Below are 14,644 nucleotides of genomic sequence, written 5' to 3'. Positions count from 1 at the left end.
GGGGCGAGCCCGCCGCGGCCCCCGCGCCGCGCGCGGCCCCGGCCGCCCCCCATCACTTCGCGAGCTTCAGGACGGCCCCGTCCTTCACCGGCGTGCCGTCCTCCAGATCCGGCGAGCCCTCGTTGATCCAGTAGACCGTCGTCTCGTCCACCGCGACGTCGCCGGGCCGCGTCTGCTGCGAGGCGAGCGCCTCCGGCGCCCCGCCGTCCTTCGGCATGCGCACGACCGTCCCCTCGTCGCGGCGCGTCCAGTAGACGTGCTCCGCGTCGACCGCGATGCCGTTCAGCTGGCCCTGATCCGAGGCGATCTCCTCGGGCTCGCCCACGGCCTCCCCGCTCAGGTCGGCCCGGAAGACGCTGCCGCCCTCGAAGCTCGCCCAGTAGACCGCCGCCGCGTTCCCCTGAGCGTCCACGTCGAGCGCGAGCTCCCGCGGGGTGAGCTGCTCGGCGGCGACCGTCAGCGTCTCGCCGCGCACGCGGCACGCCACCGCGCCGTCGGCCCTGCCCAGCGTGCCCTGGTAGGTCCAGCACACGACGTCCCCCGCGCTGGCCACGCGGTACGGGGACGCGAACGCCGAGCCGGGCTGCGCGAGATCCTCCGGCGTGCCGAGCGCGACCTCGGCGCCTTCGCCGCTCAGCGTCGCCCGGAAGACGCCGCCCCCCCAGAGCTCGGTCCAGGCGAGCGCGTCGCCCGAGAGCGAGAGCCCCTCGGGCTGCTTGAGATCCGCGAGCAGCACGCGCGGCTCGCCCCCCGCGAGCGGGGCCGCCCTCAGCGTGCCGTCCGCCGCGTTCGTCCAGAAGACGACCTGCCGCGCCTCGTCGACCACGAGGTCCCGCGGCGACGCCTGCGCCGCGCCGAGGACCAGCGGCTCGCCGCCGCCCTGCGGCGCGGTCTTCAGCTCCCCGTCGTCCCGGGCCATGCCGGCCTCGTCGAAGGTGGTGCCGGAGATCCACGCCACGCCGCCCGCGGTCACCCGCAGCGACACCGGGTGGACCTGCGCGACCGCGACCGGGATGGGCGCCGCCGCGTCGGGCCCCGTGTACTGGCCGCCGGCCAGCGCCGACCACGGGCCGCACGTCGGCAGATCCGTGCCCTTCGTGCGGCACGTCCCCGCGCTCTGGCCCGCGTCCTCGCCCGCGATCGCGATCGCGAGCCCCGCGAGCTTGCCCTCCGTCACCCGCTTGCACACCGCGGCGGGGAGCCGGAGGACGTTGCCCTCCTCCACCCGGAAGCCCGCGTCGCTCTCGGCGTCGAGCGGGACGTAGCACGCGCTCTCGCCGCAGATGCCGCCGCCCTGCGTGAGGAGCGCGACGTTCACCTCACCGCTCGGCGCGGTCGCGACGCAGTCCTCGGGGTTCGCCTCGTACCTCGCCCGATCGATCTGCGCCGACGTGGCCGAGGCGAAGCACCGGACGGTGTCGAAGCAGAGCCCGTCGCTCTCGCCGCCGCCGCCGAACACGGCCCGGGCCTCGAACTCGGGCAGGGAGCGCGAGTCGATCTCGCGCGGCTTGCATTCGCCGGCGACGCAGCTCTCGCCCTCGGGGCAGCTGTTCTTGACGAGCACGTTGCCCTGCGCGTCGCGCAGCACGTTGCCCTGCGCGTCGCGCTCGACGTCGGCCGATCCGTCGCACAGGAACTGGATGGGCATGTGGAGCGTCGCGGTGCGGCCCTCGGGCACCGTCGTGAGCACCTCGCGCAGCACGCGCACCCCCTCCTTGCCGCCGCGGCTCGCGATGACGCGCACCCGGAGCGCCTGCGAAGGATCGTCGGGGGTGAGGAAGCCGAGCGTGGCCGGCAGGCGGATCGAGTCCTCGCTCCCGAGCCGCTCGAACGTCTCGTCGTAGACGATGGACCCCTCGAGCGTGGCCTCGACCCGGATCGTGTCGACGTCCTTCGGCAGCGACATGTCCGTCTGGAAGACGACCATGAGCTGCCCCCTCTCCCCGCTGCAGGACGCGGCCCCCGCCGCCCCCGCGATCGCGAGGAACACCGCCGCCATCGACCTCGAGCCCGTCCGCTTCGCGCGCATCAACGCCTCCCTCCAAACCCGAGCGGGACCGTGCCGAGGCTGCCGCGCTCCGCCGGCGTCCCCGGCTCGAACAGCAGCGCCCCCGCGACGAGCGCGCCGGCGAAGATCGCCGCGCCGCCGCCGATCCAGAGCCACTTGCGCGCGCCGCCCCGCTCCGGAGCGCGCTCCAGCGAGACGTCGATGCGGCGGAGCTCCTCGTCGCGGACCAGGACCTCGACCTCGTGCGGCGTCATCCCGGGCGCCGTCACGCGCAGCGCGTGGGTCCCGCTCGCCACCGAGCCCTCCCAGCGGCCCTTGCCCACCACCTTGCCGTCGATCGCGATGAGATCGTCCCCGCCCGCGGCGATCGCGAGCCGCCCGCGGTGCACCGCCCGGTCGAGCCGCGCCACGAGGGCGAGGGTGCCGCCGCCGACCACCGTCTCCCGGCGGACGACGTCGACGAAGCCGGGCTTCGAGACGCGGATGCGGCGGTCGCCGATGTCGATCGGCACCGGCTCGGCGAGCGGCGTCGTCCCGACCGGCTCGTCGTCCACGAAGACCGTGGCCCCCGGCTCGCTCGCCGTGATCTCGAGGCGGGACACGAACGCCCCGGCGGCCTGGATCAGGTCGGCGATGTCCCGCCTGTCGCGGGGCGACAGCGCGGCGCCCGCCTCGGCCTCCATCCGGCGCAGCGTCGCGAGCATCTTGGCGTAGCGCCGCAGGTTCTTCTGGCAGAGCGCGACCTTCCAGAGCAGGCGGTGATCGCGCGACAGCTCGTAGGCGCGCTCGAACCGCGCGAGGGCGCCCGCGTAGTCGCCGTCGGCGAACAGCGCGTCGCCCGCCCCGTGCTCGGCCCTGGCCATCCCGGTCAGCGCCTCCGCGAGCGGCTTCTCCGCGGCCGGCGCGGGCGCGGCCGGCGCGGGCGCGGCCGGCGCGGTCGGGGCGGGCGCGGTCGGGGCGGGCGCGGCCGGCGCGGGCTGGGCCGCCGCACCGCCCGCCGCGAGCCCCACCCCGAGCGCGGCCACGACGGCGCACCCCCAATGGCCCAGATGCTTCCCTCGCATCGATGCTCCTTGCTGGCGGAGGCGGCCCTCGCAGGCCGCGCTCCGGTCAGCGTGATGCTAACCGATGCGCGCGCCCGGCGAGCAACATGGAATCGCCGCGGACAAATCGCCTTTGCTCCGCCTGCGCTCGCGAGGATACCATCCGCCGCTCATGAGAGGCCTCATCACGGTGGGCGCAGCGCTCGCGGGCGCGCTCCTCGGCATCGCCCTGGGCGCACCGCTGGCGCGCGCGGAGGGGCCCGGCGCCGTCGCCCTGAGCCGGTTCGAGCCGACCCCCGCGGGCGACCCGCTCTTCGGCGTGCCGTCGCCGCTCATCGGCGGGCACCTCGTCCCGCGGGGGCTCGTCCTGTTCGATCACGCCGAGGATCTGCTCACGCTCTCGGACGGCGTCTCGCCCGAGCGGGTGATCGTCGGCAGCCAATCGCACCTCCACGTCGGCGGCTCGCTCTCGCTCTGGGATCGGCTGCTCGTGTCGGCCTCCCTGCCGATCGCGCTCGCCCAGAGCGGCGACGGCCCCGCGGCCGCGGCCGGCGCGGGCGCGCCCGAGGCGCCGTCGTCCCCTGCGCTCGGCGACCTGCGCGTCGGCGTGCGCGTCCGGCTGCTCGGCGACGATCGCGGCGCGTTCCAGATCGGCACGGGCGCGGCCCTGCACCTGCCGACGGGCAGCTCGGACGCGTACGTCGGCGAGGGCGCGGTGCGCGTGACGCCGCAGCTCCTGCTGGGCGGGCGGGTCGCGCGCTTCGTGTGGAGCGTCGCGGGCGGCGCGGTGATGCGGAGCTCCGAGAACCCGTCGACGCTCACGTACGGCGGCGGCGCGGCCGTGCTGCTCTGGGACGAGCGGCTGCAGATCGGCCCGGAGGTGTACGCCGAGACGATGCTGCAGGGCGGCTCGCTGTCGCTCACGGAGCGCGAGCGGGTCGCCGTGGATCGGACGACGAGCGGCGAGCTCCTGCTCGGCGCCCGGCTCCGCCCGCTCGCGGGCCTCGTCATCGGGGCGGCCGCCGGTCCGGGCCTCGGGGACGCGATCGGCGCGCCGTCGTTCCGCGCGATCGGGACCGTGGCGTGGGCTCCGCCCGCGGGGCCGCCCGAGCGGGCGGCGGACCCGGACCCGGACGCGGACGGCGTCTCCGGCGCGGCGGACGCGTGCCCGTACGCGTACGGGCCGGCCAGCGCGGACGCGCGGCGGAACGGCTGCCCCGTGGAGGACCGGGACGAGGACGGCGTCGCCGATCCGGACGACGCGTGCCCCGACGCGGCCGCGGGCGGCGGGGGCGGCGATCCGGCGCGGCGCGGCTGCCCCGCGGATCAGGACGGCGACGGCCTGCCCGACGCGCTCGACGCGTGCCCCGCGGAGAAGGGCGACGCGGCGGGCGGCGCGACGCGCCCGGGCTGCCCCGCCGCGGCGCCGAGCCCGCCCGCGGATCAGGACGGCGACGGCCTGCTCGACGACGCCGACGCGTGCCCGCGCGAGAAGGGCCCGGCGAGCGAGGACGCGGCCGCGCGCGGCTGCCCGACGCGGGTGCGGGTGCAGGGCGAGCGGGTCGTGCTGCTGGAGCCCGTCGCGTTCCGCGTGCTGAAGAGCGACCCGGCGCCGATCGATCCGAAGAGCGAGGCGGTGCTCGCCGAGGTGCGCGACGTGATCGCGCAGCACCCGGAGTGGGTGAAGATCGAGGTCGGCGCGCACACGGACGGCGCCGGCAACGCCAAGTTCAACGAGACGCTCTCGACGGCGCGCGCCGAAGCGGTGCGCAAGTGGCTCGTCGAGAAGGGGGTCGAGGCCGAGCGGCTCGTCGCCAAGGGGTACGGGGCGAGCCAGCCGATCGCGGACAACAAGAGCGCGGCCGGCCGGGAGAAGAACCGGCGGATCGAGCTCGTGGTCCTGGAGAAGAAGTAGCCCGCGGGCGGCGGCCGCGCAGCGCCGCCGCGCGATCAGGCCGTGAGACGCGGACCCGGGGAGCAGAAGAGAGAGCATGAAGCGAACCGTCATGGCCACGGGGCTCGGCGTCGCGCTGGCGCTCGCGGCGGCGCCGCGGAGCGCGGCGGCGCAGTGCGGCGCCGCGCCGCCCTTCGAGCAGCTCGTGGATGGCCGCGCCTTCCTGTGGGACGTCGGGATGGACGGGGTGATCAACAACGGGAGCATCGACGCCTTCGACACCGGCATGCTGCTGCGGGTGGACGGGTTGAGGTTCCCGTCGTCGGCCCGGGCGGCGGAGATGGACGGGCGGCAGCTCGTCCACGGGCCGGCGCTCCTCGGCAGCCTCGAGGTCACCCGGAAGGTGTACGTGCCCACCGAAGAGGGCTGGGCGCGCTTCCTGGAGATCGTCCACAACCCGACGGCCGCCGCGCTGCCCGCGGTCGTGCGCGTCGAGACGAACGTCGGCTCCGACAACAGCACCGTCATCACGCAGTCTCACACCGGCGATCTGGAGTTCACGCCGGCGGACCGGTGGCTCGCCACGGACGACGTCGATGCGGGCGGGGATCCGAGCCTCCACTTCAACTTCTACGGGCCTTCGGCGGCGGTGGTGCCGGGGAGCGTCGGGATGGTCACCGACGACTGCGCGGCGACGCAGGGGCCCGTTGTCGAGTTCGCGCTGTCGGTGCCGCCCGGCGGGACGCGGGTCCTCATGCACTTCGGCGGGCAGCACGCGAGCCAGGCCGACGCGCACGCGAGCGCGGTCACCCTCGACGCCCTCCCGGCGGCTGCGCTGCTGGGGCTGACGGCGGCCGAGCGAGCCGGCGTCGTCAACTGGGACCTCGGCGACGACGCCGACGGCGACGGGGCGGGCGACGCCGACGACAACTGCCCGTCGGTGCCGAACCCCGAGCAGATCGACTTCGACGGTGACGGGCTGGGCGACGCCTGCGACGGCGACGACGACAACGACGCGTCGAGCGATGAGGCCGACAACTGCCCCCTCGTCCCCAACCCCGACCAGGCGAATCACGACAGCGACGGGCTGGGCGACGCCTGCGACGGCGACGACGACGACGACGCGTCGAGCGACGAGGCCGACAACTGCCCCCTCGTCCCCAACCCCGAGCAGCTCGACACCGACGGCGACGGGCTGGGCGACGCCTGCGACGGCGACGACGACGACGACGCGTCGAGCGACGGGGTCGACAACTGCCCCCTCGTCCCCAACCCCGAGCAGCTCGACACCGACGGCGACGGGCTGGGCGACGCCTGCGACGGCGACGACGACAACGACGCGTCGAGCGACGGGGTCGACAACTGCCCCCTCGTCCCCAACCCCGAGCAGCTCGACACCGACGGCGACGGGCTGGGCGACGCCTGCGACGGCGACGACGACGACGACGCGTCGAGCGACGAGGCCGACAACTGCCCCCTCGTCCCCAACCCGGAGCAGGCCGACGCCGACGGCGACGGGCTGGGCGACGCCTGCGACGCGGGCGCGCTCGACAGGGACAACGACGGCGTGGAGGACGGCTCGGACAATTGCCCCTCCACCCCCAACGTCGACCAGTCCGACATCGACCGCGACGGCGACGGGGATGCGTGCGACGACGACGACGACAACGACGGCGCGCCCGACGGCGCCGACAACTGCCTGTTCCTGTCGAACCCGAGCCAGAGCGACACCGACGGCGATGGCCAGGGCGACCGGTGCGACGACGACGACGACAACGACGGCGCGCCCGACGGCGCCGACAACTGCCCGCTCCTGTCGAACCGCGGGCAGGAGGACGCGAACAGCGACGGCGTGGGCGACGCGTGCGCCTGCGACGCGCCCCCGAAGCCCGACGGCACGCCCTGCGACGACGGCGATCCCTGCACGCTGGCCGACGCGTGCGACGGCGGCGTCTGCAGGGGCGGCGCGCCGGTCGAGTGCGCGCCCTCCGGGAACGTCTGCACCGCCGCGCGGTGCCACCCGAGGTACGGCGAGTGCACGCTGGTCCCGAACGAGGGCGCCCGCTGCCCCGGCGGCACCTGCGTGGCCGGCGGCTGCGTGCCCGACGATGCCGGCAACGGCGGCGCGGGCGGCGATGCCGGCGCGGGCGGCGACGCTGGCAGCGGCGGCGCAGGCGGGGACAGCGGCGCAGGCGGCGCAGGCGGCGATGCCGGCGCGGGCGGCGACGCTGGGAACGGCGGCGGTGGCGGCGCGGACGGCGGCGGCGCGGCTCCCCGGCCCGGAGGCGCGGATCCGCGGGCGCACGGCAACGGCTGCGGGCTCGCGGTGCGCGGGGATGGGTCGGCGACCTCGGCGGCGGCGTGGCTCGCCGCTGCCGCGCTCCTCGTGGGGTGGCGGCGACGGCGCGCGTGACGCCGCGCGCCTGCGCGGGCGCCCGAGTGACGCGCGGCCCCGGCGTGCGCGGCGCGAGGCCGAGTCCTGGCTCGCGCCGCGGCGAGCGCTCTCCCGCGGCGCCGACGCCGCTTGGGCGCTATCCCCGCGGCGCTGGGCGCCATGCCCGCGGCGAGGGCCCCTCGGTCAGGGCTCCTTGGACCCCGACGCGAGCCACGGCCCGCACGTCGTCAGCCCCGCGGTCTTCTGTGCGCAGTCCGTCGCGGGCGCCGTCAGCACGGCCGCGATCTTCTTTTGCGCCATCTGCTCGCACACCTTCGGCGGCAGCTGGATCCGCCCGTCGGCCTCCACCTGGAAGCCGTTGTCGCTGTCGGCGTTGAGCGCCACCAGACAGCGGCGGTCCTCGTCGTCCTCGTCGCCGTCGCAGATGCCGTCGCGACCGGCTGTCTCCAGCGCCACGTTCCGCGGGCCCGCGCCGTCGCCCGCGATCGTGCAACCCGCCGTGTCGACCTCCGCCGGTGTCGCTTCCGCGAAGCAGGCCGTCACGTCGAAGCACTCCCCGTCCCCGCCGCCGTAGACGTCCCTGGACGAGTAGTCGGGCAGCGTGCTCGAGTCGATCTCGCTCGGCACGCACGCCCCCGCGACGCAGGTCATGCCATCGCCACACGTGCTCTCGACGTCGATCCCCGCGCCCCTCCCCGAGCCGTCGCAGAGAAAATCGAGCGGTACGGTGAGCAACGCGACGCGATCCTTCGGGATCCTCGTGACCACCTCGCGCACGATGCGCACCGGGCCGGTATCGCCTTGGACCTCGCCGTTGGTGCGGGCGGCGACCTTGATCGTGATGGCTTCACCCCCGGCGTCCGAGGAGAAGAACCCGATCGTCGCCGGGAATCTCGCCTCGGCGTCGGACGCGCCGAGCCGCCGGTAAGCGTAATTGAACTTGCCGTCGACCTGGACCTGAAGGACATCGAAATCCTTGGGCACGGCGAGATCCGTCGAGATGGCGACGACGATCTCGTCCACCTCCCCGCAGCCTCCGCACGCGAGCGCCACGAGCGCCGCGAGCGCGAGCCGACGGCCGCGGCTCATCGGCCGCCCCCGAAGGGGATCGCGAACGAGGCGCCGCCCCGCGAGGACAGGGCGACCGAGCCGGGCGACAGGTTGCCGTCGACCGGCGGCTCCGACGCGAAGACGCCCAGGCCGACCAGGAGCGCGCCCGTCAGCACGGCCACGCCGCCGCCGATCCAGAGCCATTGCTCGACGTTGCTCTTCTTGGGCGCCGGCTCCAGCGAGACCTGCACGCGGCGCGTCTGGTTGTCGTAGATCATGACCTCGGACTGGTGCGACACCATGTCGGACGCCGTGACGCGGAGCGTGTGGCCGCCGCTCGGCACCGGGCCGTCGTAGCTGCCGCGGCCGACCACGCGGCCGTCGATGGAGACGACGGCGTTCGGCGGCGCCGCGACGATGAGCCGCCCTTGATGCACCTCTTTCTCGAGCGTGGCCGCGACGGTGACCACGCCGCCGCCCGGCACCTGCTGCGAGACCTCGAAGGCCTCGAAGCCCTTCTTGGTCACCCGGATCTTCCGGGTGCCGACGTCGAGCAGGACGGGCTCGCGCAGCGGGGTCTGACCGACCTCCTCGCCGTCGACGAAGACGGTGGCGCCCGCCTCGCTGGCCTGGAGCTCGAGGCGGCTCACGTACGCCTTCGTCGCCTCGATGAGCGCCGCGGCGTCCTTGCGATCCTGCTCCGAGAGCTGCGGGCCCGCGTCCTGGAGGAGCTTCTCGACCGTTCCGAGCAGGCGCGCGTAGCGCTGCAGGTTCTTCTGGCAGAGGGCGATGTTCCAGAGCAGCCGCGGGTCGCGGGACAGCGCGTAGGCGCGCTCGAACTTGATGATGGCGTTGCGGAAGTCGCCGTCGTTGAAGAGGATGCGCGCGGCCTCGTACTCGGCCTTGGCCTCCCCCGCGAGGGTCTCGGACAGCGGCCCCTGGGGGGCAGGAGCGGTCGCCGCAGGCGCGCCGGCGGGCGGGGCCGCGGCGCCGGCGGGCGGCGCGGGCTGGGCTGTCGCGGGCGCAGGCTTCGCCGCGGGCGGCGCGGGCTGGGCTGTCGCGGGCGCAGGCTTCGCCGCGGGCGGCGCGGGCTGGGCCGCCGCCGGCGCGAGCCCCGTCAGCGCGGCGCCGCCGAGCGCGAGCGCGGCGCAGACGCGCAAGCTGGCGCGGCTCCGCAGCGAGAGCCGTTCGCTTCCAGGCCAAATCATCTGGGCTTCCCTTTGTCGTTCAGCACATCGAAGACGCTGCGGTTGCCGTCCCCCTGCGACGTGGCGGCCGCGGGCGGCGCGGCCGAGGGCGCCGCCGTCGCGGCGGCCGGGGTCGAAGCCGCCGTGGGGACCCTCGGCCGGGGCGCCGGGGCGGTGGACGACGGGGGCGCCTTCGCGGTCGCCGTCGTAACGGTCGGCGTCGCGGAGCTCGACGAGGACGCCGAGGCCGTCGGCAGCGCCGCGGTGGTCGGCGGCGGCGCGCTGGTGACCGCGGTCACGGCGGTGACTTCCGGCGGAGACGGCACGGCCGTCGTCGCGACCGCCGGCGGCTCGGCCGAGGTGGTCGCGGTCCGCGGCTCGACCGGCGGATCCGCCGCGTTGCCGCGGAACGTGAAGAAGCGCAGGACCCCGCCGAGCGCCACCGCGACGCCCACCCCGGCGATCGCGAGCACCACGCCGGTCCGCCTGCGGCCGGAAGGCGCGGGCCCCGCGGCCGTCCAGCCCGGAGCCGTGCCCGCCGTCGGGCCGACCGCGGCGCCCGCGGTCGCGCCGGCGGGCGGCGCGCTGGACCGCCCCTGCGCGGTCGCCGCCGGCACGCCGCTCATCCGGTCCTGCGCGGTCGCTGCCGGCACGCCGCTCATCCGGTCCTGCCCGGTCGCCGCCGGCACGCCGCTCATCCGGTCCTGCGCCGTCGGCCACGGGGGAATGCTCCTCCGATCGCGCGCCGCGCTCGCCCGGTCGCGCCAGGCGACCGCGGGCACGAGCCCCAGCGTCCGCTCGACCCGCTCCAGCGACGCCAGCGCGAGCGGGGGGCCGAAATCGACGATGGCGCCCGCGAGCTCGGCGACGGACTTGAAGCGCTTCGCGACGTCCCTCTCGAGGCAGCGCAGGATCGCCGCCTCCAGGCCCGGCGGCAGATCGGGCCGGTAGGCGCTCGGCGGCGGCGGCGGCTCGGTGTTGATCATGATGATGAGCTCGGACAGCGACGTCGCGTCGAAGGGCACCCGCGCCGTGAGCAGCTGGTAGAGGATGGCGCCCATCGACCAGATGTCCGCGCGCGTGTCCACCGTGCGCGCCGAGCGCATCTGCTCCGGCGCCATGTAGAGCGGCGAGCCGAGGACCATCGACGTCTTCGTCAGCCCGAGCTCCGGCGCGGTCCCGGCCGCGGACGGCTCGGCGAGCGCCTTGGAGATGCCGAAGTCGAGCACCTTCACCATGCCGCTGCCGTCCGCCCCGCGCGTGAGGAAGAGGTTCGCCGGCTTGAGATCGCGGTGAATGATGCCGGCCGCGTGCGCCTCGGCGATGGCCTCGCAGGCCTCGAGCACGTAGCCCACGGCCTCCTCCAGCTCGAGCGGACCGCGCTGCCGCAGCGTCTCCTGCAGGTCGCTCCCCTCCAGGTACTCCATCACCATGAACGGCGCGCCGGTCTCGAGCGTCCCGACGTCGAGCACGCGCGCGACGTGCTCGCTCTTCAGGCGCACGGCCGCGCGCGCCTCGCGCACGAAGCGCTCCACCATCTCGGCGTTCGCGCCGGGGTGGAGCATCTTGATGGCGACCCGCTGGTGGAGCTGCTCGTGCAAGGCGGCGACGACGACGCCCATGCCACCTTGCCCGAGGATGCGCTCGACCCGGTATTTCCCCGACAGAATTTGACCTTCGGCAACCGGTGCGCTCACGGACGCTCCTGCCTTGGGGCTGCCTTCAGGGCGCCACCATCGACACGTTATCCAGGGGGCCACCTTATTCCATCCGGCGCTCGCATCCAAGACCTCGCCTCGGCCGGTCAAGCCCGGTCGAGGCGCCTTGGTCGCCGTGCTTGGTCGCCGCGCTTGGTCGCCGTGCTCGGGGCGCCGCGCTTGGTCGCCGTGCTCGGGGCGCCGCGCTCGGGCGACCCTGCGCCCGGCCAGGAGGGGCGAGCCGGGCGGCCGGCTCATCCGTGGCGCTCCCCATCCCCGGCCGGGGCGACTACCCTACGCGCCATGCCCCGCATCGCCAAAGTCGAGCGCAAGACGCGCGAGACGGACATCCGCATCGAGATCGATCTCGACGGCCAGGGCCGCTCGTCGATCAGGACGCCCCTCCCCTTCCTCACGCACATGCTCGATCAGATCGCCCGCCACGGCCTGTTCGACCTCACCATCCACGCCGAGGGCGACGTCGAGATCGACGGCCACCACACCACCGAGGACTGCGGCATCACCCTGGGCGCGGCCGTGCAGCAGGCGCTCGGCGACAAGGCGGGCATCGCGCGCTACGGCGAGGCGACGCTCCCCATGGACGAGGCGCTCGCGCAGTGCGCGCTGGACCTCTCCGGCAGGCCGTACTTCGTCTGGCGCGTCCCGCTGCCCAAGGCGAAGCTCGGCACGTGGGACGTCGAGCTCGCGCCCGTGTTCTTCGAGGGCTTCGCGCGCGGCGTGGGCGCGAACCTCCACGTCCGCCTCCTCGAGGGGGACAACCTGCACCACATCGTCGAGATCTGCTTCAAATCCTTCGCCAAGGCGCTGATGAAGGCGACCCGCATCGAGCCGCGCGTCGCCGGCATCCCGTCCACCAAGGGGAGCCTCTGACCCATGCAATCGATCGCTCTCGTGGATTTCGGGATGGGCAACCTGCGCTCGGTGGAGCGCGCGCTGCTCCAGGCCGCCGGGGACGCCGGCGCGCCGTGCGCGGTGACGCGCACGGGCGATCCGGAGGTCATCGCGCGGGCCGACAAGGTGGTGGTGCCCGGCCAGGGCGCCTTCCGCGACTGCGCGGCGGCGCTGCAGAGCGGCATCGGCGAGGCGCTGCGCGAGCAGATCCGCAAGGGGACGCCGTACCTCGGCATCTGCCTCGGCATGCAGGCGCTCTTCGACTCGAGCGAGGAGGCGGAGGGCGCGCGGGGGCTCGGCGTGTTCCCCGGCACGGTCAAGCGCCTCACCCCGGAGCCGAGCGCCGCCGAGGCGACGGCGGCGGCCGGCGGGTCGTGGGTCGGGATCAAGATCCCCCACATGGGGTGGAACCGCATCGCGATCACGCGCGACGTGGCGGGCCCGCTCGGCGTGTTCGCGGGCGAGAGCCCGTTCGTCTACTTCGTCCACAGCTACCACGCCGTCCCGCGCGACCCGGCGCTGGTCGCGGCGACGACGGAGCACGGCCAGCACCGGATCACCGCGGCGATCGAGCGGGACAACGTCACCGCGACGCAGTTCCACCCGGAGAAGAGCCAGGAGACCGGGCTGCGCCTGCTCGTCCGCTTCCTCGACGGGTGAGCCGACCGTGGCCGGCCTAGTGCGGCCGCTGCGCCCGGTGGTGCGCGTGCTTGACGTGCGCCAGCTTGAGGTGCGCGCTCAGGGGCAGCTCGGGCGACCGGCGGGCGAGGCCGCGCCGCGGCGGGCGCGCGCGGCCCGCGCGCGCCGCGCGCTCGCGCCCCAGCGGCCGCGGCGCGAGGGGGAGATCGACGATGAACGCCGCGCCGCGACCCAGCTCGCTCTCCACGCGGATCGCGCCGCCGTGCGCGCGCGCCGCGGCGTGCGCGATGTAGAGGCCGAGCCCCAGGCCGCCGAAGCGCTCCGCCGGGACGGCCCGCTCGAAGCGCGCGAAGATCCGCTCCTGGTCCTCCCGCGCGATCCCCATGCCGTGATCGCGCACGATGAGCCGCGCCCGCGCGCGCGTCGCGCGCACCTCGATCGCGATCGGCTTGCCCTCGCCGAAGGTGAGCGCGTTCTTGATCAGGTGGAACGCCATGCGCTCGATCTGGGATCGCTCCCAGCGGCCGACGACGGCGCCCTCGGCAGCGACCGCGATGGCGCCGCGCGCGGCCGGCCGATGCGCGACCGCCGCCGCCACCACCTCGCGGACGAGGGCGACGAGATCGACCGGCGAGCGGGCCGACGCGCGCTGGGCCGGCTCGACGCGCCGGACCTGGAACATGTCGTCGCACAGCCGGGCGAGCCGGCCGAGCTGACGGTCGAAGACGGCCAGCATCGCCGCCGCCCAGGCCGGGGTATTCTCCGGCTCCCGCTCGCTCATCCGCTTCGTCAGCTGGAGCTGCAGGAGGAGCGAGGTGACAGGCGTCCTGATCTCGTGCGCGGCGAGCACGAGGAAGTCCTCAGGGAGCCGGGCGATGTCTTCCCGGATCGGGACGGCGGGGACGCGGTCGTCGAGTTCGTCGCAAAACGCGGTCATGGCGGAGCCTGCTGGCGGGGTGGAGTCGTGACCCGGCAAAGCATGGCTCGTGCCGCTCATGGCTGTTCTCGGATCGGCACCTCCCGCGGCAGGACAGGGCCACGTCTGCCGAGCGGACGCGCGTCAAGGCGTCGCATTGCGCAACCGACTGCGCAAAACCTCGCGGAGGGAGCCGCCTGGACCGTCGGGCCGCGCGCGGCGCCTCGGGCCGCGCCGGAGCGCCGACGGGCCGCGGCGCAGGCGGGTCCGGGCGCGCCCTTGCTTGGCGGGGAAGCGCGCGCGGAGCAGCTTTTCCGCATGCAACACCAGAGCGGAGAGCAACACCAGGGCGGAGAGCCAGGAGCCACGGCTCAGGCCCGCGGAACCATGGGTGAGCTGCACGCGATGCTCAGGGAGTTCGACACGGCCATGCTCGTCACCATGACCCCGGAGGGGCTGATGCGGGGTCGGCCGATGGAGATCCAGGAGCCGGCCGAGCAGCTGGACTGCGATCTCTGGTTCGTGACGCACGACGAGACGCCGAAGACCGGCGAGATCGTCCGCGAGCACCAGGTGGCGGTCTGCTGCTACCGGCCGCGGGATCGGGCGTACATCTCGATCTCGGCGCGCGCGACGATCGACAGGAACGAGGAGAAGATCCGGAGCCTCTGGAAGCCCTCGTGGAAGGCGTGGCTGCCGGACGGCCCCGATCACCCGAACGCCGCCATCCTGAAGCTGTACGTGGAGCGCGCCGAGTACTGGGAGCCCGAGGGCGGGCGGCTCCGGATCCTCTACGAGAAGGCCAAGGCGCTCGTCCAGGGGAAGTCGGCGAGCGACAAGCTGAACCCGCCGAAGCACATCTGACCGCCGCGCGGCCCGGCGCCCCGGCGCCCCGCGCCGAGC

11 protein-coding genes are annotated in these 14,644 nt (G+C 75.0%); 5 read left to right on the top strand and 6 right to left on the bottom strand.

The window, feature by feature from the left end:
* Positions 1-52 precede the first annotated feature (52 nt).
* On the bottom strand, positions 53-2,029 hold the full coding sequence (locus WMF33_RS16970; RefSeq protein ID WP_437338108.1) for a hypothetical protein: 1,977 nt from the start codon (positions 2,027-2,029) through the stop codon (positions 53-55).
* Positions 2,029-3,072, bottom strand: coding sequence for a PEGA domain-containing protein (locus WMF33_RS16965; protein WP_437338107.1), 1,044 nt, complete (start codon positions 3,070-3,072; stop codon positions 2,029-2,031). Before WMF33_RS16965 ends, WMF33_RS16970 begins: the two co-directional genes overlap by 1 nt.
* 151 nt (positions 3,073-3,223) lie before the next feature.
* Between WMF33_RS16965 and WMF33_RS16960 the strand changes: the two genes are divergently transcribed.
* Positions 3,224-4,966, top strand: coding sequence for an OmpA family protein (locus WMF33_RS16960; protein ID WP_437338106.1), 1,743 nt, complete (start codon positions 3,224-3,226; stop codon positions 4,964-4,966).
* A gap of 76 nt (positions 4,967-5,042) precedes the next feature.
* Positions 5,043-7,358 carry a thrombospondin type 3 repeat-containing protein gene (locus tag WMF33_RS16955; RefSeq protein WP_437338105.1) on the top strand — a complete coding sequence of 772 codons (2,316 nt, stop codon included), beginning with the start codon at positions 5,043-5,045 and terminating at the stop codon, positions 7,356-7,358.
* Between the two features lie 165 nt (positions 7,359-7,523).
* On the opposite strand, the gene WMF33_RS16950 is transcribed toward WMF33_RS16955, so the two are convergent.
* From WMF33_RS16950 to WMF33_RS16940, 3 genes are read right to left on the bottom strand one after another with little or no spacing between them, the layout of a single operon-like run.
* Positions 7,524-8,429: a hypothetical protein gene (locus tag WMF33_RS16950; RefSeq protein WP_437338104.1), complete on the bottom strand. Its 906-nt coding sequence runs from the start codon at positions 8,427-8,429 to the stop codon at positions 7,524-7,526.
* Positions 8,426-9,598 (bottom strand): PEGA domain-containing protein, encoded by a 1,173-nt coding sequence (locus WMF33_RS16945; RefSeq protein ID WP_437338103.1) that lies wholly within the window; start codon positions 9,596-9,598, stop codon positions 8,426-8,428. Before WMF33_RS16945 ends, WMF33_RS16950 begins: the two co-directional genes overlap by 4 nt.
* On the bottom strand, positions 9,595-11,274 hold the full coding sequence (locus WMF33_RS16940) for a serine/threonine-protein kinase (protein ID WP_437338102.1): 1,680 nt from the start codon (positions 11,272-11,274) through the stop codon (positions 9,595-9,597). The genes WMF33_RS16945 and WMF33_RS16940 overlap by 4 nt, the downstream gene beginning before the upstream one ends.
* A gap of 303 nt (positions 11,275-11,577) precedes the next feature.
* Here WMF33_RS16940 and hisB point away from each other — a divergent pair, with 303 nt between their 5' ends.
* Together hisB and hisH are read left to right on the top strand one after the other, a co-directional pair.
* Positions 11,578-12,165, top strand: coding sequence for an imidazoleglycerol-phosphate dehydratase HisB (hisB, locus tag WMF33_RS16935; RefSeq protein ID WP_020735415.1), 588 nt, complete (start codon positions 11,578-11,580; stop codon positions 12,163-12,165).
* A 3-nt stretch (positions 12,166-12,168) separates the two neighbouring features.
* Positions 12,169-12,846, top strand: a complete 678-nt coding sequence (gene hisH / locus WMF33_RS16930) for an imidazole glycerol phosphate synthase subunit HisH (protein WP_437338101.1) — start codon at positions 12,169-12,171, stop codon at positions 12,844-12,846.
* A 16-nt stretch (positions 12,847-12,862) separates the two neighbouring features.
* On the opposite strand, the gene WMF33_RS16925 is transcribed toward hisH, so the two are convergent.
* Positions 12,863-13,762 (bottom strand): sensor histidine kinase, encoded by a 900-nt coding sequence (locus WMF33_RS16925; protein ID WP_437338100.1) that lies wholly within the window; start codon positions 13,760-13,762, stop codon positions 12,863-12,865.
* 366 nt (positions 13,763-14,128) lie between these two features.
* Here WMF33_RS16925 and WMF33_RS16920 point away from each other — a divergent pair, with 366 nt between their 5' ends.
* Positions 14,129-14,605 (top strand): pyridoxamine 5'-phosphate oxidase family protein, encoded by a 477-nt coding sequence (locus WMF33_RS16920; RefSeq protein ID WP_437338099.1) that lies wholly within the window; start codon positions 14,129-14,131, stop codon positions 14,603-14,605.
* The last annotated feature ends 39 nt before the right edge of the window (positions 14,606-14,644 follow it).

Origin of the sequence: Sorangium sp. So ce394, assembly GCF_051474665.1 — a bacterium.
In the GTDB taxonomy this organism is placed as follows: Bacteria; Myxococcota_A; Polyangia; order Polyangiales; family Polyangiaceae; genus Sorangium; species Sorangium cellulosum_D.
Note: the sequence above shows the minus strand (reverse complement) of the source record. Positions and strands in the feature narration are given on the sequence as shown.

Coding starts and splice junctions, on each gene's coding strand:
- WMF33_RS16950 (WP_437338104.1), bottom strand. CDS start 8,429: ATGAGCCGCGGCCGTCGGCTCGCGCTCGCGGCGCTCGTGGCGCTCGCG.
- WMF33_RS16955 (WP_437338105.1), top strand. CDS start 5,043: ATGAAGCGAACCGTCATGGCCACGGGGCTCGGCGTCGCGCTGGCGCTC.
- hisB (WP_020735415.1), top strand. CDS start 11,578: ATGCCCCGCATCGCCAAAGTCGAGCGCAAGACGCGCGAGACGGACATC.
- WMF33_RS16960 (WP_437338106.1), top strand. CDS start 3,224: ATGAGAGGCCTCATCACGGTGGGCGCAGCGCTCGCGGGCGCGCTCCTC.
- WMF33_RS16970 (WP_437338108.1), bottom strand. CDS start 2,029: ATGCGCGCGAAGCGGACGGGCTCGAGGTCGATGGCGGCGGTGTTCCTC.
- WMF33_RS16945 (WP_437338103.1), bottom strand. CDS start 9,598: ATGATTTGGCCTGGAAGCGAACGGCTCTCGCTGCGGAGCCGCGCCAGC.
- WMF33_RS16965 (WP_437338107.1), bottom strand. CDS start 3,072: ATGCGAGGGAAGCATCTGGGCCATTGGGGGTGCGCCGTCGTGGCCGCG.
- WMF33_RS16925 (WP_437338100.1), bottom strand. CDS start 13,762: ATGACCGCGTTTTGCGACGAACTCGACGACCGCGTCCCCGCCGTCCCG.
- hisH (WP_437338101.1), top strand. CDS start 12,169: ATGCAATCGATCGCTCTCGTGGATTTCGGGATGGGCAACCTGCGCTCG.
- WMF33_RS16920 (WP_437338099.1), top strand. CDS start 14,129: ATGGGTGAGCTGCACGCGATGCTCAGGGAGTTCGACACGGCCATGCTC.